Origin of the sequence: Enterobacter cloacae complex sp. 302F9 (genome assembly GCF_050030335.1) — a bacterium.
Classification (GTDB): Bacteria; Pseudomonadota; Gammaproteobacteria; order Enterobacterales; family Enterobacteriaceae; genus Enterobacter; species Enterobacter hormaechei_C.
The window spans coordinates 3,958,685-3,976,070 of sequence record NZ_JBLGUC010000001.1 but is presented as its reverse complement, the minus strand read 5'-3'; the positions used below and the strand labels follow the sequence as shown (position 1 = coordinate 3,976,070).

Genomic DNA, 17,386 nt, shown 5'->3' with positions numbered 1-17,386 from the left:
AACGGACCTCCGTGGAGGTCCGTTAATATAAATTTGGTGCCCGGACTCGGAATCGAACCAAGGACACGGGGATTTTCAATCCCCTGCTCTACCGACTGAGCTATCCGGGCAACGGGGCGCATTAAACCCGATCCTCCCTCCGGCGTCAACGAAATTTGTTGCTTTCGGTGCAGACTGCACACTCTCTCACCATTTCGTCGCAAACTTAAGCGAAAAAGTGCGTCCAGAGCGCGGAAAGCGGCATCGCGAGTAGCAGGGCGGGGAGCATATTCACCACTGCAAACATCTTAATGCCACAGATGCGCAGCCCTGTCGCCAGCAGCAACAGACCGCCGACGGCGGTAAAGTCAGCCATCATCGCTGGCGTTGTCAGCGGCAGGATCAGCGTGGCGCAGGTGGCCAGCGCCAGCTGAATAAGCAACATCGGCACACAAATCGCGGCGACGGCGATGCCTAGGGTGGTGGCAAAAATGGTGGCAGTAAAGAAATCCAGAAACGCTTTCGCAATCAATATGCTGGGATCGCCGGTCATCCCTTCCTGCATCGAACCGAATATCCCCGTGCCGCTGGCGCAGAACAGAATAATGATCGCAACGTAGTTCTGAATAAACGACTCGTGCGTGCCGTGCTTTGCCTTGCCTGGTCGGGCAATCAGATTTTTGGCTTTGCCTACCGCGTGATTAATACCTTTTTCCAGATAGCAAAACTCGCCGATGAGCGCGCCGAGCAGCGTCGCCAGTACCATCACCGGCAGGTTGGCGCATTTCACCACTAAAAGGATACCAATCCCTAACGACGCCAGGCCAAAAATAGAAGGCATGGAGACGCGAATACGCTCCGGCAGGCGCTGACTTAATACTGCCCCAAGTACAACGCCCAGCAATACGGCTCCCGCATTGATAAAGGGTCCAATTACCACGTTTAACTCCTGTTATTTAAGCACTGGCATTGCATGATTATGGCACGTTCGTCCCTGATTACGCTTAGCTTTGGGAGGCGTAACGCATACTGATTCCTTCTTGCACCTGAAAATAAAAGGTGACATGATTGCGCGAATTTTCTCCTTCCTGTCTCACCGTTCGGTGAGGGTGTTTGCGCTTATGAAAACCATGAAAATTGCCGTCAGCCGTGAGCTGGTATCCAAAGTTTCTACGCATCGCGAAAAAGTTATGCTGGATAACACCGATTTCACCGATGTGGCGGCAGTCGTCATTACGGTTGTTGAAAGCTACAGCGGCATTCTCGCATTGCTGAAGCGTACGGGCTTTCAGTTACCGGTATTTTTGTTCTCAACAGAGCCAGGAGAGGTGCCAGAGGGTGTCACGGCGATCATCTCGGGTAAAGCACAGGAATTGCTGGAACTGGAATCTGCCGCCTGCCGGTATGAAGAGAACCTGCTGCCACCCTTTTTTGACACCCTGAGCCAGTATGTGGCGATGGGAAACAGCACCTTTGCCTGTCCGGGTCACCAGCACGGTGCCTTTTTCAAAAAACACCCGGCGGGGCGGCAGTTCTATGATTTCTTCGGTGAGAACGTTTTTCGCGCCGACATGTGCAACGCCGACGTTAAGCTGGGCGATCTGCTGATCCACGAAGGCTCCGCCAAGCACGCGCAAAAGTTCGCGGCGAAAGTGTTCAACGCGGATAAAACCTACTTCGTGCTGAACGGCACGTCGGCGGCCAATAAAGTGGTGACCAATGCGCTGCTGACCCGTGGCGATCTGGTGCTGTTCGATCGTAACAACCACAAGTCCAACCATCATGGAGCGCTGATCCAGGCCGGGGCAACGCCTGTCTATCTTGAGGCAGCCCGTAATCCGTTTGGTTTTATCGGCGGGATTGATGAGCACTGCTTTGATGAGGCCTGGCTGCGGGAACTGATCCGTGACGTCGCGCCGCAGAAAGCCACCGAGGCGCGCCCGTTCCGTCTGGCGATCATTCAGCTCGGCACCTACGATGGCACGATCTACAACGCCCGTCAGGTGATCGACAAGATCGGTCACCTTTGCGACTACATCCTCTTTGACTCCGCCTGGGTCGGCTACGAGCAATTTATCCCGATGATGGCGGAAACGTCTCCGCTTCTGCTGGAACTGAACGAGAACGATCCGGGAATTTTCGTGACCCAGTCGGTCCACAAGCAGCAGGCCGGGTTCTCGCAAACGTCGCAGATCCATAAAAAGGATAACCATATTCGCGGTCAGTCGCGCTTCTGCCCGCACAAGCGGTTGAACAATGCGTTCATGCTGCATGCCTCCACCAGCCCGTTTTACCCGCTGTTTGCTGCGCTGGACGTGAACGCCAAGATCCACGAGGGCGAGAGCGGACGCAGGCTGTGGGCGGAGTGCGTCGAGCTGGGCATTGAAGCACGCAAGGCCATCATCGCCAACTGCAATATGATCAAACCGTTTATCCCGCCGGTGGTGGCGGGGCGGCCATGGCAGGATCACCCCACACAGGCTATCGCCAGCGAGCGTCGCTTCTTTAGTTTTGAACCGGGTGCAAAATGGCACGGTTTTGAAGGCTATGCCCGCGAGCAGTATTTCGTCGATCCGTGCAAGCTGCTGCTGACCACGCCGGGCATTGATGCTGAAACAGGTCACTATACCGATTTCGGCATTCCGGCGACCATTCTCGCCCACTACCTGCGCGAAAACGGCATTGTGCCGGAGAAGTGCGATCTCAACTCCATCCTGTTCCTGCTGACGCCAGCCGAGAGCGCGGAGAAGCTGATGCAGCTGGTGGCGATGCTGGGGCAGTTTGAACAGCATATTGAAGACGATACGCCGCTCGCGGATGTGCTTCCGACCATCTGTCAGAAATACCCGGTGCGTTACCGCGACTACACGATCCGTCAGCTGTGCCAGGAGATGCACGATCTCTACGTCAGCTTTAACGTGAAGGATTTACAGAAGGCGATGTTCCGTCAGGAGAGCCTGCCTGCCGTGGTGATGAACCCGCAGGATGCCAACCAGGAGTACATTCGCGGGAACGTCGAACTGGTGCGTATTCGTGACGCCGAAGGACGCATTGCCGCCGAAGGTGCGCTGCCATACCCGCCGGGCGTGCTGTGTGTGGTGCCCGGGGAAGTCTGGGGTGGAGCAGTACAGCGCTATTTCCTGGCGCTGGAAGAGGGCATTAATATGCTGCCGGGTTTCTCGCCAGAGTTGCAGGGCGTTTACAGCGAGAAAGATGCGGACGGGATTAAGCGGCTGTATGGATACGTATTGAATGTCTGAACGTAGGCCGGGTAAGCGTTAGCGCCACCCGGCGAGTTGCCCGGTGGCGCAAGCTTACCGGGCCTACAATACTGCGTCAGGCTTCTGCGCGGCGGTACATCCTTCTCGGATGCCCAATCTTCCCGTACAGCATCTCCACTGTCAGAAAACCCACCTCCACGCAGTGTTCCAGATAGCGCCGGGTGGTGGTTTTACTCAGGCCCGTCTCGCTCACCACCTCATCCACCGTAAAACAGTGCGCCGCCTTGTTGTTAAACAGCATTTGCACCCGCGCCAGCGTGTTCTCCTCTATCCCTTTGCTGCCGTTGTCCAGGCGATAGTTTTTCGCCTGCAACTGATAGAGTGAATCGACGTTCTGCTGGTCGACGATCTTCCAGACGCGCTGCTGTTCGGCAAACTGCACAAAACGTTCCAGCGACTGGCTCAGGCGCTTCCAGGAAACCGGCTTGAGGATGTAGTCGAACGCGCCGTTACGAATTGCCTGGCTACAGGTGTCCATATCGCTGGCGGCGGTGATGAAAATCACCGAGCAGTTGGCGCGGGTGAGCATCGGGTTGCTGATAAGGGTGATGCCTTTGCCGTCCGGCAGGTAGTTATCCAGCAGCATCAGCTTCGGCTGTTTGCTCTCCAGTTGTACCTGCGCGTCGGCCAGCGACGCGGCAATCCCCACCAGCCTCAGGCGCGGATGTTTACCGATAAGCTCCGCGTGCAGTTGCGCCAGTTCGTTCTCGTCTTCAACAATCAGTACGTCGATAAGTTCATGTTGCATAGTCGGTATCTTCCAGTTCCTGTACGGGGTGCCGGGCCGTTCCCGTGGCGGGAATAAACAGTGAGAAAATGGCACCGCGTGGGGTGTTATCGGCAACTTCAATTGCACCGCCAGCCTGTGTGACATAGCTTTCAATCAGATACAGGCCAATACCATGATCGCCGCGCGTTTTGGTGGTGATGCCGCGCTCAAAGATCCGGTCGCGGATCTCCGGTGTGATGCCGACGCCCTGGTCGGCGACTTCAATAATCAGTTCCTGCTCGTTCAGCTTTATCAGCACGTCCACCGGGGCATGCGGGAGCGGTGCACGCTGGGTCGCTTCAATGGCGTTATCCAGCAAGTTCCCGATGATCGAGATAAGTTCCGATTCGAGCAGCGGCAGGAACGGTTTATCCACCCGGCAGGCCGGGTCGAAACTCAGCTCAACGCCTTTTTCACGCGCGCGGGCGGCCTTTCCAAGCAGCAAACCACACAGCGTCGGAGAGCTAAAGCGGGACGAGATAAAGTCCAGCAGCTCCTGAGCGTGTTCCGACTGCGCCTGTATGTAGCGAATCGCTTCGTCATAACGGCCCATATGCAGCAGGCCGGACAGCGTAGTCATGCGGTTCAGCTGTTCATGGCGCATGATGCGCAGGTTATCAACGTAGCGCTTCACCTGGCTGAGCTGGGCGCTGAGCGAGTCGATCTCGTTGCGATCGCGAAAGGTGATCACCCAGCCCTGCAACGCATCTTCCAGCATGATCCGCACCCGGCTGGCAATAACTGTGAGATCGTTAAAGCGACAGATCTCATCGTGGGTGTCTTTCGCAAGCATGGTTTGCGCGTTGAAGAACGGAACGGGCGCGATCACCTGGCTGATGAGCTGACCCCGCAGTTCGCGGGCGGGCTGGCGTAAGCCTAATAATTTACGCGCCGCCTGGTTAATCACCTCAATGCGGAGATCGTCGTCGATGGCAATCACCCCTTCATAAATGGATTCCATCATCGCCTTTTGCTGGCGCACCAGCAGGCCGATTTCGCGCGGCTCCAGAGAGAATATCTGCTTCTTGATGCTGCGGGTGAAGAACCAGGAGAAAATAAACAGGGCGATAAGCAGCAGCACGGCGGCAATCAGGATATTAACCACCTTGCTGACGGTGATGGTGTCCAGATAGCTCGTGAGATAGCCTACCGAAACAATCCCCACCACCTGCCCGGCATCATTAAAAATGGGCGCTTTGCTGCGCAGCGAAATGCCTAACCCGCCCTTGCGGATGGTGATGGTGCTTTTGCCGTGTAATACCTCGTCGTTATCTCCGCCAACCAGCGTTTTGCCTACCCGGTCGGCAAACACGGAGTGGAAAAGATGCAGCCCCTTATTGTCACCAATCACAATAAAACTGGCGTCGCTGCGGGCGGCTATTTTCTGCATAAAGTCATGGATACCCAGGATATCCTTTTGTTCGACTTCTTTTCGCAGGGTAGGAATAAGCGCAATTTCTTCGGCCTGTATTTTTGCGCGCGCGCTCATTTCCTGATAAAGCTGCCTGCCGACATCGACATAATAATATCCGCCCAGTAATGCGAACAGCACTGAGAAAAAGGCGACCAGAGAAATAAACAGCTTGATCTGAAACGATACTTTCATAACTATCACGCGAGATATCAACAGGTCGGCTGAATATATCATCTTTTAAGGCCAGGATGCCCGCTTTGCCGAAAACTTGTGATCCCTTGCACAGCGCAGCCTGTAAAAGATTTTTCCGAAAGTCTCATCCTCTTAAGGTTAAATGAATAAATGTTATTTCTTTGTTCAGTTAAGAAAAGAAACCATAAAAACCACGGCAATAAATAAGGCGTAAATCACATTAAATAAAAGAAACCATTAAAACCATAGCGTCCATTAAAACTTCGCTTTTAATATGCCATCCCTCACATAAAGTAAGCCTTTGTGACTCTAAGCTGAACGCACAAAATAACTAAGGGGCTTATTATGAGCACAACTGACGATTCATTCTCTGTTACCCACGACCCGATTGATATTCAGCGGCCATCGCTCAAAGAGCGCTGGTGGCATATTATGGATACCTGGAAAATCGGCATTATTCCTCTGCCGCTGTTCGTTCTGGCGGGCGCGCTGATTGCGATTGATTGCCTGGGCGGAAAACTGCCGAGCGACATTGTGGTCATGGTGGCCACGCTGGCCTTCTTCGGCTTTGCCTGCGGTGAGTTCGGCAAACGCCTGCCGATTGTCGGCAAGCTCGGTGCGGCGGCAATTTGCGCCACCTTTATCCCTTCCGCGCTGGTCTATTACGGCCTGCTGCCGGACGTGGTGGTTGAGTCCACGACCAAATTCTATAAATCCACCAATATTCTCTACCTCTATATCTGCTGCATTATCGTCGGCAGCATCATGAGTATGAACCGCACCGTGCTGATCCAGGGCTTCCTGCGCATCTTCTTCCCGATGCTGTGCGGTGAAATCGTCGGCATGATTGTCGGCATGGGTGTTGGGCTGGCGCTGGGCCTCGAGCCGTTCCAGATCTTCTTCTTTATCATTCTGCCGATCATGGCGGGCGGCGTCGGGGAAGGGGCGATCCCGCTCTCTATCGGCTATGCCACCCTGCTGCATATGGATCAGGGCGTGGCGCTCGGCCGCGTGCTGCCGATGGTGATGCTCGGCGGCCTGACGGCGATCATTATCTCCGGTTGCCTCAACCAGCTCGGTAAACGCTACCCGCACCTGACCGGTGAAGGCCAGCTGATGCCGAATCGCGCCAACGCTGATGCCACTGTTTCCCAACCTGCGTTCTCCGGCAAAGCGGACGTGACGACAATCGCCTCGGGCGCGCTGCTGGCGGTGCTGCTGTACATGCTGGGCATGCTCGGTCACAAGCTGATTGGTCTGCCAGCGCCGGTGGGCATGTTGTTTATGGCGGTGCTGGTGAAGCTCTGCAACGGCGCCTCTCCGCGTCTGCTGGAGGGTTCCCAGGTGGTGTACAAATTCTTCCAGACCTCCGTGACCTACCCAATCCTCTTCGCTGTCGGCGTGGCGATTACCCCATGGCATGAACTGGTGGCGGCGTTCACCGTCAGCAACCTGCTGGTGATTGTCAGCACCGTTTCCGCGCTGGTGGCGACCGGATTCTTCGTTGGCAAAAAGATTGGTATGCACCCGATTGATGTCGCCATCGTCTCCTGCTGTCAGAGCGGGCAGGGTGGCACCGGTGACGTGGCGATCCTGACCGCAGGCAACCGCATGAGCCTGATGCCATTCGCCCAGATTGCTACCCGTATCGGCGGCGCGATTAACGTCTCTGTCTCACTGCTGATTCTGGGCAACTTCCTCGTTTAAGTTTTCAGGAAAGAACAATGAAACTCGCAAGCTTTTTATACCAGGGAAAACGCAGCTACGGCATCGTACAGGCCGAAGGCGTGATTGATTTGGGCCGCCGCCTGGGCAACCGCTATGGCGACCTTAAAGCGCTGTTGCAGGGGAACGGGCTGGCGCAGGCCACCCGTTTTCTGAACGACGCGGTGGATGTACCGCTGAACGCCATCACCTTCTTACCGGTGATTGTCCAGCCGGAAAAAATCCTCTGCGTGGGCATGAACTATGCCGACAAGCGCAAGGAGTTTGACCAGCACAACCCGGCCCCGACGCTGTTTGTCCGCTTCCCGGATTCACAGACCGGCCACAACGAGCCGGTGCTGAAGCCGCGCCACTCCAGCGAGTTCGACTACGAAGGCGAGCTGGCGGTGATCATCGGCAAAGGCGGGGAGAACATCAGCCGCGACGACGCCCTGCGCCACGTGGCGGGCTACAGCTGTTACATGGACGGCTCCGCCCGCGACTGGCAGCACACCTGGTTCACCGCCGGGAAAAACTGGCGCCAGACCGGGGCGTTCGGCCCGTGGATGGCGACGGCGGATGAGATCCCGGACCCGCACAGCCTGGCGATCCGCACCTGGCTGAACGGCCGCATGGTGCAGGAAGACAACACCAGCAGCATGATCCACAAGGTGGCGGAGCTGATCGAGTACATCAGCACCTTCACCCGTCTCAGCCCGGGCGACGTGATCATCACCGGCTCGCCTGGTGGCGTGGGTAAAAAGCGCAACCCGCCGCTGTTTATGAAGGAGGGGGATCGCATTGAGGTGGAGATCGAGCATATCGGTCATCTGAGCAACGTGATCGTGGAAGCGCCAGCCGTCGGGCTCGCGGCAGCGCACTGAGTAAGGCGGCAGCATGCAATCGCAACCCATTGATTTTCGGCACACCGTTGTGGCGAAACACCCAGAACGCTTAAGCCAGATCCGCTACCTGCTGGCAGACAGCGGCCTTGGCCTGGACAACGACATCACGCTGTTTGTCGAAGCCTGGTCCGGCGCGCAGCTGGTGGGTTGCGCCGGGCTGGCTGCCAACGTCATCAAATGCGTGGCGGTCAACGAGCAGCTTCGTGGGGAAAACCTCAGCGCGCGTCTGCTTGCAGAGGTGGAAAACGCGGCGCTGGAGCGCGGCCATTTTCACCTCTTCCTCTGCACCCGTCCATGCAATAAGGAGCGCTTTGGCCGCAGCGGTTTCTGGCCGATTGCCCAGAGCGGGAACAACGCGGTGCTAATGGAGAACACTCCGCAGGGGATCGCGCGCTACTGCCGATCCCTGCGCGCGAAGCGCCGGTGTGGGGAAAAAACGGGCGCGATCGTGATGAACGCCAATCCCTTCACCCTCGGCCATCGTCATCTGGTGGAGCAGGCGGCGACGCAGTGCGATGCCCTGCATCTGTTTGTGGTGCGTGAAGACGCCTCGTTCTTCCCGTTCAGCGCGCGCATTGAGATGGTGCGTGCGGGCGTGGCGCATCTGCCGAACGTGGTGGTGCATGAAGGCTCGCAGTACATCATCTCCCGCGCCACCTTCCCGGCCTACTTCCTGAAGGAGACCGGCAAAGTGCAGCAGGCGTGGAGCGAGATCGACGTGCTGATCTTCCGGGACTATATCGCCCCGGCGCTGGGCATCACGCACCGCTTCATCGGCTCGGAGCCGTTCTGCGACATCACGCGGCAATACAACCAGACGCTGCACGACCTGCTGGCCTCGCACATCGACGTGGTGGAGATGCCGCGCATCAAAGCCACCGGCAACGCCATTTCGGCCTCGGAAGTGCGCCGTTTACTCAAGACACAGCAGTTTTCCCGGATCCGGGAGATTGTCCCGGACTCCACCTTCGCGCACCTCGAAGCACATTATCGTGCGAGTGCGGAAGTCGCATAACTATCAGGAATTTATCATGAATATTGTAAGGGAGGCGCTGGCCGGAACGCAGGAGTCCAGCGACCTGATGGTGAAAATCGCCCCCGCTCACGGTGAGCTGGAGATTGTCATCCACAGTGAAGTGATTAAGCAGTTTGGCGAGCAAATACGCCAGGTGGTCAACGACACATTGCGCGCCATGAACGTGCACCAGGGATTAATCATTATTGAAGACAAAGGGGCGCTGGACTGTGTGATCCGCGCTCGCCTGCAAAGCGCGCTTCTGCGTGCCGCCGATGAACAGGTCATCAACTGGGGGGCGCTGAAATGAGCAAACTCCGCCGCAGTATGCTGTTCCTGCCAGGCGCCAATGCCGCCATGCTCTCTACCGCCTTTATCTACCGCCCCGACTCCATCATGTTTGACCTTGAGGACGCCGTGGCCCTGCGCGAGAAAGACACCGCACGCATGCTGGTGTTCCACGCGTTGCAGCATCCGATGTATCAGGATATCGAAACCGTGGTGCGCATTAACCCGCTGAACACGCCGTTTGGCCTGCTGGATCTGGAGGCCGCCGTGCGCGCGGGCGTGGACGTTATTCGTCTGCCGAAAACCGACACGCCGGACGACATCTACGAGCTGGAAGGCCACCTCGATCGCATTGAGCAGGAGTGCGGGCGCGAAGTGGGTTCCACCCGCGTGATGGCGGCGATTGAATCGGCCATTGGCGTTATCAACGCCGTGGCGATTGCCCGCAGCTCCCCGCGCCTGATCGGCATTGCGCTGGCCGCCTTTGACTACGTGATGGACATGCAGACCGAGCGCGGCGACGGCACCGAGCTGTTCTATGCCCGCTGCGCCGTGCTGCACGCCGCACGCGCCGCCGGTATCGACGCCTTCGACGTGGTGTGGTCCGACGTTAACGACGAAGCCGGGTTCCTGCGCGAGGTCGACCTGATCCGCAAGATGGGCTTCAACGGCAAATCGCTGATTAACCCGCGCCAGATAGACCTGCTGCACAACGCCTACGCCCCGACTCAGGAAGAGGTGGATCATGCCAAAAGGGTGATTGAGGCGGCAGAAGAGGGAGAGCGTAACGGCCTGGGCGTGGTGTCGCTCAACGGCAAAATGGTGGATGCACCGATTATTAACCACGCGCAGGTGGTGCTGGAGCGCGCGGCGGCCTCTGGCGTGCGTCGGTAAGGATGACATAATGAATCAGACAGAACTTCTCCATGTAAATTTCCCCCATCTGCGGGATCTGAAACCCTTTGATACCGCCCACAGCGCGACGCCGTGGCTGGCGGACAGCGAGGCGAAGCACAGCCGCAAGCTCTGCGCCTCTATTGAAGAGGCGGTTAAGCGCAGCGGCTTGCAGGACGGGATGACCATCTCCTTCCACCATGCCTTTCGCGAAGGCGACCGGGTGATCAACACCGTCGTGGCGCTGCTGGCGCGGATGGGCTTCAAAAATCTGACCCTGGCTTCCAGCTCGCTGATGACCTGCAATGACGCGCTGATCGAGCATATCGAGAGTGGCGTCATCACCCGGATTTACACCTCCGGCATGCGCGGCAGGCTGGCGGATGCCATCTCCCACGGGCTAATGGACGAGCCGGTACAAATTCACTCCCACGGCGGGCGCGTGAAGCTGCTCCAGGACGGCGAACTGAGCATCGACGTGGCATTTCTTGGCGTGCCGTGCAGCGATGAGTTTGGCAACGCCAACGGCACGCACGGAAAATCGTGCTGCGGTTCGCTGGGCTACGCCATGGTGGATGCGCACTTTGCCCGTAAGGTGGTGCTGCTGACCGAAGCGCTGGTGCCATTCCCCAATATGCCCGCCAGCCTGGTGCAGGATCAGGTGGACTACATCGTGCAGGTGGAGAGCGTGGGCGACCCGGCGAAAATCAGCGTCGGCGCGGCGCGCGTCACCAGCAACCCGCGCGAGCTGATGATCGCCCGCTATGCGGCGGACGTGATTGAACACTCTGGCTATTTCAAACCAGGCTTCTCGATGCAGACCGGCTCCGGTGCAGCGGCCACCGCCTGCACCCGTTTTATGGAAGAGAAGATGGAGCGCGGCGGCGTGAAGGCGCGCTTCGCCCTTGGCGGCATCACCGGCAGCCTGGTGGATCTGCACGAGAAGGGGCTCATCGAAAAGCTGCTCGACACCCAGTGCTTTGACGGCCAGGCAGCGGCCTCGCTGGCGCGCAACCCGAACCACGTGGAGATCTCCACCAACGTCTACGCCAACCCCGGCAGCAAGGCGGCAAGCTGCGACCAGCTCGACGTGGTGATCCTCAGCGCCCTGGAAATCGACGTCGACTTTAACGTCAATGTCATCACCGGCTCCGATGGCGTGATGCGTGGCGCATCCGGCGGACACTGCGACGTGGCGGCGGCAGCCAACCTGACCATTGTGGTCGCGCCGCTGCTGCGAAGCCGCATCCCGACCGTCGTGAAGCGCGTTACCACCCGCCTCACGCCGGGGGAGAGCATTGACGTGCTGGTCACCGACCACGGTATTGCGGTCAACCCGGCGCGCCCGGAGATCCGCGAACGACTTATGGAAGCAGGGCTGAAGGTTGTAGATATCAACGCGCTGTATGAGCGAGCGATTTCGTTGACAGGCGTACCGAAACCGATTGAGTTCACCGACAAAATCGTCGGGGTGATCCGCTACCGCGACGGCAGCGTGATCGACACCGTTCGACAGGTAAAGGAGGAAGTGTGACTATTGCGACACCCGTGCGGACGGGTGTCAGCCTGGACGAACTGCTGGCGGCGAAAGAGCGCCGCGCAGCGCGCCAGGCTGACATGCTTGCGCACTATCAACAACCGGTGATCTCCCTCACGCTGGTTACGCCCGGGGAAATCAAAGACAGCCTTCGCTATCGCAACACCATGGGCGTGGCGCTGCAAATGTGCGACCAGCTGCTGTGGGAAAACCGCTGGCAGGTGCTGGACCGTAAGGTGCTGTGGCTACCCACCGGACCTGAAGCCTTGTGGTGCATCGCGCATCCGGCGGCGGAAATTAAGGCGCACTGTGCAGAACTGGAGCAGACGCACCCACTCGGCAGGCTGTGGGATCTGGATGTGATCTGCCCTGAAAACGGCCACGTCGGGCGTCAGTCGCTGGGGGCGAATCTCAGACGCTGCCTGATCTGTGACGAGCCCGCTCATGCCTGTTCCCGTTCGCGCAATCACCCCGCTGAGCAGGTGGTTTCCCGCGTGGAGAAGATGATCGATGACTGGTTTGCTCGCGACTGAACCGCGCCCGGTTGATCTCCCTGCGCTTGCCGCAGATGCGCTGTGGCAGGAGCTGGAGCTGACGCCAAAACCGGGGCTGGTGGACAGGCTCAATAACGGCTCCCATCGCGATATGGACCATGCCTTGTTTGTCCGCAGCATTATGGCGATTACGCCGTGGTTTGCCCGGTTTGCGGAACTGGGTGAAGCACATGCGGCCAAACCTGCCGATCGGCAGTTGCGGATTCTTCGCCCAATGGGAATGGCCTGCGAGCAGGCAATGTACGCCGCCACGGGCGGGGTAAATACCCACAAGGGCGGTATTTTTGCCCTCGGTTTGCTCTGCTTCGCCGCCGGGCGTGTGAAAAATATCTCTGCGGATAGCCTCTGTTGTGAGGTAAGTAACATCTGTCGTGGGCTGGTGGCGAGGGAGCTGGCCGGGCGCAGCGGGCAGGCAACGGCGGGGGAGCGGCAGTTTCAGCTGTACGGTTTAACCGGCGCGCGTGGCGAGGCAGAAAGCGGCTTTGCCACGGTGCGTAAGGCTTTGGATGCGTGGAACGGTCAGTCGCTTCACGGCCTGCTGTTGCGCCTGATGGCGGTAAATCAGGACAGCAATCTCGTTTCGCGCGGCGGCATTGAGGGGCTGCGCTACGTTCAGGGCTATGCGCGGGAACTGCTGGCTAACGGCTGGGACTGCGAGGCGTTGCTGAAGATGGATAAGGCATTGATTGAACGCAACCTGAGCCCGGGCGGCAGCGCGGATTTGCTGTCGGTGGGGTGGGTGCTTTCTGGAATAAAATAGCCGGGTGGCGGCTACGCCTTACCCGGCCTACGGTCTGGTTTTCCAGGCCCGGTAAGCGCAGCGCCACCGGGCACAACAATCAATGCGCGATCGGCTGTGCACCGTGCGGCTCGCGCACGTGCTTGTACTTGAACAGCGCGATGAACGCGAAGAACAGCACCAGCGAGTACCCGGCGAAGATCAGCCACACTGGTTGCCAGTTGGTGATGCCGTTAGTGGTATACATCTCAACCACTTTGCCGCTCACCACGCCGCCCAGAATACAGCCGAAGCCGTTGGTCATCATCAGGAACATGCCCTGCGCACTGGCGCGGATTTCAGGTTTCACCTCTTTTTCCACAAACACCGAGCCGGAGATGTTGAAGAAGTCGAAGGCACAGCCGTAAACAATCATCGACAGAACCAGCAGCACGGTGCCGAACGCGCTTGGGTCGCCATAGGCGAACAGACCGAAGCGCAACATCCAGGCGGCGATACTGATCAGCATGACGTTCTTGATACCGTAGCGGCTCAGGAAGAACGGGATAGTCAGGATGAACAGCGTCTCGGAGATCTGCGAGATGGACATCATCACCGACGCGTGTTCGACGATAAAGCTCCCGGCAAACAGCGGATCGTTATCGAAGCTGTGCAGGAAGGTATTACCGAACATGTTGGTGATTTGCAGTTCCGCGCCCAGCAGCATGGAGAAGATAAAGAAGATCGCCATGCGCTTGTTTTTAAACAGTGCGAAGGCGTCCAGGCCAAGCATGGTGCTCCAGCTCTGGTTTTTCTGCTGATTAGATACCGGAATGGTGGGCAGTGTCAGGGTGAACAGCGCCAGCAGTACGGAGAGCGCCGCGCCGATGTAGAGCTGCATATGGCTCAGCTCGAAGCCCGCGAAGCTCACGCCCCACATCGCCATGATAAAGCCGATGGTGCCCCAGATACGGATTGGCGGGAAGTCGGTGACGATATCCAGACCGGCAGATTTCAGGCGATAGTAGGAGATGGTGTTGATCAGGCCAAGCGTTGGCATATAGGCCAGCGAGTTAAGCAGGATCACCATGAACATCGCCCCCGGCGTGGTCACTTCGGCCGCCATAAACAGCGTCCCCGCACCCACCAGGTGGCAAAGCATATACAGCCATTTCGCGCTTAGCCATTTATCCGCCACGATACCGAGCAGCGTTGGCATGAAGACAGCCGCAATACCCAGCGAGCTGTAAACGGCACCGATCGACGCACCATCGAACTTGAGCGTCACAAACATATAGGAGCCGAGTGTAGTCAGCCAGCTACCCCACAGGCAGAACTGCAGAAACGACAAGATTTTAAGCTGCAGCTTAAGGTTCATGTTACTTTCCTCACAAGTGAGCGGGAGATATGTTGTTTTGGGAACATTCAGGGTTGTTATGATGTAGCCCCCTGAAACACCAGACAGTAGCTGTATCTCCAGATAAGAGATAGGCTTGAATATATGTCTAACACTAACACCAATTTTGAGATGACCGGGATCCTGTTAGGGCAAGAAGTCCGTAAACGTAAAACTCCTCAGGAGAAGATCGCCATTATCCAGCAGACGATGGAGCCGGGTATGAATGTCTCCCATGTCGCCCGCCTGCATGGTATCCAGCCCAGCCTGCTGTTTAAGTGGAAGAAGCAATATCAGGAAGGCAGCCTCACCGCCGTTGCGGCTGGAGAGGAAGTCGTTCCTGCTTCTGAGCTTACTGCTGCTCTGAAGCAGGTCCGGGAGCTTCAGCGCCTTCTGGGCAAGAAGACGATGGAAGTTGAGATCCTGAAAGAAGCCGTGGAGTACGGTCAGTCGCGAAAATGGATAGCGCACGCGCCCTTGTTGCCAAAGGACGGGGAATAGCCATGGTCAGCCGGACCATGGGCGTGTCGCGTGCGCAACTGTCACTGCGGATTAACCGTTCTGCCGACTGGCAGGACAGGCGCTGTAACCGGCGTAATGAAGAAGCAGACGCAGAAATACTGTCGGCTATCCTCAACATTATCAGCGATATGCCGAGTTATGGTTATCGACGCGTGTGGGGCATCCTGCGCAAGCAACGTCGCACAGAGGGACAGCCACCTGTGAATGCCAAACGGCTTTACAGGATAATGAGCGAGCATAACCTGTTGTTGTTGCATCACAAACCAGAGCGACCGAAGCGTGAACATAAGGGCAAGATAGCGGTGGCAGAAAGCGATATGCGCTGGTGTTCAGATGGCTTCGAGTTCGGCTGCGACAACGGCGAAAAACTGCGGGTAACGTTCGCGCTGGACTGCTGCGACCGTGAGGCCATAGACTGGGCAGCAAGCACGGGAGGCTATGACAGTTCGACCGTGCAGGATGTGATGCTGAGGTCGGTGGAAAAGCGCTTCGGCGACAGGCTGCCCGACACAGCGGTGCAGTGGCTGACGGACAACGGTTCAGCATATACCGCGCATGAAACGCGGAGGTTCGCCAAAGAGCTGAATCTGGAGCCATGTACAACAGCGGTGAGCAGCCCGCAGAGCAATGGCATGGCCGAACGGTTCGTGAAGACGATGAAGGAAGACTATATCGCGTTCATGCCGAAACCGGATGTGAGAACAGCCCTGCGAAACCTTGCAGCGGCGTTCACGCATTACAATGAAAATCACCCGCATAGTGCGCTGGGATATCACTCTCCGAGAGAATACCGGCGGCAGCGGGCATCGTTAACTTAAGATACAAAAGCTGTCCGGAAATGGCGGGTCAAGATCACATTCAGGGTTGTTATTTGATGCAATTCTATCAGTTGGCAACGATATGTTTTGTTACCTCCCGCAAAAAAATGCAATCCACATTAATTTGCAGTCTGGATTGTGATGCAAATAGCATTTTCGTATGGGTGGGATGAGATGGGTGCGGTCTGATGTCCCCTCACCCTAACCCTCTCCCAGAGGGAGAGGGAACTTGAATACCCTCTCCCTCTGGGAGAGGGCAGGGTGAGGGGTAGTTTTCTAGCGGCGACGGTAGTTCTTCTGCGCCGTATTCACCTTATACAGATAGCGGCGTGATTCCGCAGACGGGTGGCGGGTGGTGAGGGTTGAGTAGACATCCCCCGGCGCCATGCTGTTGATGATGTTCGCGGCCTGCACTTTGTCATTTGAGAAGACGCGCAGCACGCTGCCCGCGCCACCGTTATAGGCGGTGATCACCGCATAGCGGCGTGAGGTTGGGTTATCAATCCCGCCCAGGTAGACATTGTTCAGCATCGCCAGATAGGCCGTACCGGTATCAATGTTGCTTTGCGGATCGAACAGGTAGCTGCGGCTCGGTGTGCCGGATTTCCCCTGTGCGCGGAACACGTCTTTACCGGCGCTGTGCTGTACAACCTGCATCAGCCCCAGCGCGTCGGAACGGCTTACCGCGTAGGGGTTGAACGAGGACTCGGTCTGCATAATCGCCAGGATCAGCGACTCATCCACGCCATACTTACGCGACGCCTGACGCACCATGCCCAGATACTTATGCGCACGCTTGTCGAGGTGGTTCGGCACCAGGTTGATCGTGACGCTGTAGATCACTTTCAGGCCGTTGGTGCGGCTTTTCAGGCGCGTTTGCAGCAGGTAGTCGGCAAATTTCGTGGCGCGGCCTTCCCAGCGGATCGGCTGACCGGTCTGGTCAACGACCTGGCCATACAGAAACGGCTCTTTGGAGATGGTGATGTCATCGGCATCAGAGTAGAGGTCGATAGACCCCGGATCGTCGCCCATCAGCAGGGTTTTGATGATGGCCTGACGTAAATGCGCCGCAGGTTCAGTCCCTGCGATGGTTTCAACCGTAATCGTACCGTCATCGAAGTTGATGTGGCTACGGGTCTGATAGGCGTCAGTGTACTTAACGTAGTCCTTCGGTCCGGCAATAAGAACTTCGTTAAATCCCCATATGTTCTCGATGTTGTGGGCAAACTGCCCCATCAAAATGTCAAAACCGTTGGTGTCCTTTACCCAGGCTTCGTTGTATTCATCGCCTTTTTTGGAAGAACAAGACACAAGCAACGGCGCAACAAGGGCTAGCGCTAAAAGTTTTTTCATCATTCCGGGAGTGCGTGTTGTGTTTGCTTTGGGGTTGCTGTTGCCGG

General features: G+C 57.4%; 15 protein-coding genes and 1 tRNA gene. 10 read left to right on the top strand and 6 right to left on the bottom strand.

Features of this window, described 5'->3' with window-relative positions:
- Window positions 1-34 precede the first annotated feature (34 nt).
- Window positions 35-110 (bottom strand) — tRNA-Phe (locus tag ACQG0T_RS19280).
- 95 nt (window positions 111-205) lie between these two features.
- Window positions 206-919, bottom strand: a complete 714-nt coding sequence (locus ACQG0T_RS19275) for a DUF554 domain-containing protein (protein WP_271040456.1) — start codon at window positions 917-919, stop codon at window positions 206-208.
- A gap of 181 nt (window positions 920-1,100) precedes the next feature.
- On the opposite strand from ACQG0T_RS19275, the gene ACQG0T_RS19270 reads away from it, so the two are divergent.
- Window positions 1,101-3,239 carry an ornithine decarboxylase gene (locus tag ACQG0T_RS19270; RefSeq protein WP_196358999.1) on the top strand — a complete coding sequence of 713 codons (2,139 nt, stop codon included), beginning with the start codon at window positions 1,101-1,103 and terminating at the stop codon, window positions 3,237-3,239.
- Window positions 3,240-3,315: 76 nt separating this feature from the next.
- Here the strand turns inward: ACQG0T_RS19270 and ACQG0T_RS19265 are convergent, their stop codons facing one another.
- Both ACQG0T_RS19265 and ACQG0T_RS19260 read right to left on the bottom strand, forming a co-directional pair.
- Window positions 3,316-4,008 (bottom strand): response regulator, encoded by a 693-nt coding sequence (locus ACQG0T_RS19265; RefSeq protein WP_015571854.1) that lies wholly within the window; start codon window positions 4,006-4,008, stop codon window positions 3,316-3,318.
- Window positions 3,998-5,635 (bottom strand): ATP-binding protein, encoded by a 1,638-nt coding sequence (locus tag ACQG0T_RS19260; RefSeq protein WP_015571853.1) that lies wholly within the window; start codon window positions 5,633-5,635, stop codon window positions 3,998-4,000. The genes ACQG0T_RS19265 and ACQG0T_RS19260 overlap by 11 nt, the downstream gene beginning before the upstream one ends.
- Window positions 5,636-5,980: 345 nt before the next feature.
- On the opposite strand from ACQG0T_RS19260, the gene ACQG0T_RS19255 reads away from it, so the two are divergent.
- The 8 genes from ACQG0T_RS19255 to citG are packed head-to-tail and all read left to right on the top strand — an operon-like array spanning window position 5,981 to window position 13,292.
- The gene (locus ACQG0T_RS19255; RefSeq protein ID WP_015571852.1) at window positions 5,981-7,342 is read left to right on the top strand and encodes a 2-hydroxycarboxylate transporter family protein; all 1,362 of its coding nucleotides are present in this window, start codon (window positions 5,981-5,983) and stop codon (window positions 7,340-7,342) included.
- Between the two features lie 17 nt (window positions 7,343-7,359).
- Window positions 7,360-8,223, top strand: coding sequence for a fumarylacetoacetate hydrolase family protein (locus tag ACQG0T_RS19250; RefSeq protein WP_062938538.1), 864 nt, complete (start codon window positions 7,360-7,362; stop codon window positions 8,221-8,223).
- A 13-nt stretch (window positions 8,224-8,236) separates the two neighbouring features.
- On the top strand, window positions 8,237-9,259 hold the full coding sequence (gene citC / locus ACQG0T_RS19245; protein WP_023295419.1) for a [citrate (pro-3S)-lyase] ligase: 1,023 nt from the start codon (window positions 8,237-8,239) through the stop codon (window positions 9,257-9,259).
- A 16-nt stretch (window positions 9,260-9,275) separates the two neighbouring features.
- On the top strand, window positions 9,276-9,569 hold the full coding sequence (citD, locus tag ACQG0T_RS19240; protein ID WP_023295418.1) for a citrate lyase acyl carrier protein: 294 nt from the start codon (window positions 9,276-9,278) through the stop codon (window positions 9,567-9,569).
- Window positions 9,566-10,441, top strand: a complete 876-nt coding sequence (gene citE, locus ACQG0T_RS19235) for a citrate (pro-3S)-lyase subunit beta (RefSeq protein ID WP_023295417.1) — start codon at window positions 9,566-9,568, stop codon at window positions 10,439-10,441. Before citD ends, citE begins: the two co-directional genes overlap by 4 nt.
- Before the next feature lie 10 nt (window positions 10,442-10,451).
- On the top strand, window positions 10,452-11,975 hold the full coding sequence (citF, locus tag ACQG0T_RS19230; RefSeq protein WP_023295416.1) for a citrate lyase subunit alpha: 1,524 nt from the start codon (window positions 10,452-10,454) through the stop codon (window positions 11,973-11,975).
- On the top strand, window positions 11,972-12,511 hold the full coding sequence (gene citX / locus ACQG0T_RS19225; RefSeq protein WP_022651835.1) for a citrate lyase holo-[acyl-carrier protein] synthase: 540 nt from the start codon (window positions 11,972-11,974) through the stop codon (window positions 12,509-12,511). The genes citF and citX overlap by 4 nt, the downstream gene beginning before the upstream one ends.
- Entirely contained in the window at window positions 12,489-13,292 is an 804-nt protein-coding gene (gene citG, locus ACQG0T_RS19220) for a triphosphoribosyl-dephospho-CoA synthase CitG (protein WP_017382931.1), read from the top strand. The genes citX and citG overlap by 23 nt, the downstream gene beginning before the upstream one ends.
- Before the next feature lie 79 nt (window positions 13,293-13,371).
- Here the strand turns inward: citG and ACQG0T_RS19215 are convergent, their stop codons facing one another.
- The gene (locus ACQG0T_RS19215) at window positions 13,372-14,628 is read right to left on the bottom strand and encodes a nucleoside permease (RefSeq protein WP_015571846.1); all 1,257 of its coding nucleotides are present in this window, start codon (window positions 14,626-14,628) and stop codon (window positions 13,372-13,374) included.
- 150 nt (window positions 14,629-14,778) lie between these two features.
- Here ACQG0T_RS19215 and ACQG0T_RS19210 point away from each other — a divergent pair.
- A protein-coding gene (locus ACQG0T_RS19210; RefSeq protein WP_087776199.1) for an IS3 family transposase occupies window positions 14,779-15,986 on the top strand; the annotation gives its coding sequence in 2 pieces (ribosomal slippage) (window positions 14,779-15,100 and window positions 15,100-15,986; 1,209 coding nt in all).
- Window positions 15,987-16,262: 276 nt separating this feature from the next.
- Here ACQG0T_RS19210 and mltC read toward each other — a convergent pair.
- Complete coding sequence (gene mltC / locus ACQG0T_RS19205; protein WP_017382930.1) at window positions 16,263-17,339, bottom strand: membrane-bound lytic murein transglycosylase MltC; 1,077 nt, start codon at window positions 17,337-17,339, stop codon at window positions 16,263-16,265.
- Between the last annotated feature and the right edge of the window lie 47 nt (window positions 17,340-17,386).

Coding starts and splice junctions, on each gene's coding strand:
- ACQG0T_RS19270 (WP_196358999.1), top strand. CDS start 1,101: ATGAAAACCATGAAAATTGCCGTCAGCCGTGAGCTGGTATCCAAAGTT.
- ACQG0T_RS19255 (WP_015571852.1), top strand. CDS start 5,981: ATGAGCACAACTGACGATTCATTCTCTGTTACCCACGACCCGATTGAT.
- mltC (WP_017382930.1), bottom strand. CDS start 17,339: ATGAAAAAACTTTTAGCGCTAGCCCTTGTTGCGCCGTTGCTTGTGTCT.
- ACQG0T_RS19265 (WP_015571854.1), bottom strand. CDS start 4,008: ATGCAACATGAACTTATCGACGTACTGATTGTTGAAGACGAGAACGAA.
- citD (WP_023295418.1), top strand. CDS start 9,276: ATGAATATTGTAAGGGAGGCGCTGGCCGGAACGCAGGAGTCCAGCGAC.
- citC (WP_023295419.1), top strand. CDS start 8,237: ATGCAATCGCAACCCATTGATTTTCGGCACACCGTTGTGGCGAAACAC.
- ACQG0T_RS19250 (WP_062938538.1), top strand. CDS start 7,360: ATGAAACTCGCAAGCTTTTTATACCAGGGAAAACGCAGCTACGGCATC.
- citG (WP_017382931.1), top strand. CDS start 12,489: ATGACTGGTTTGCTCGCGACTGAACCGCGCCCGGTTGATCTCCCTGCG.
- citF (WP_023295416.1), top strand. CDS start 10,452: ATGAATCAGACAGAACTTCTCCATGTAAATTTCCCCCATCTGCGGGAT.
- ACQG0T_RS19215 (WP_015571846.1), bottom strand. CDS start 14,628: ATGAACCTTAAGCTGCAGCTTAAAATCTTGTCGTTTCTGCAGTTCTGC.
- citE (WP_023295417.1), top strand. CDS start 9,566: ATGAGCAAACTCCGCCGCAGTATGCTGTTCCTGCCAGGCGCCAATGCC.
- ACQG0T_RS19260 (WP_015571853.1), bottom strand. CDS start 5,635: ATGAAAGTATCGTTTCAGATCAAGCTGTTTATTTCTCTGGTCGCCTTT.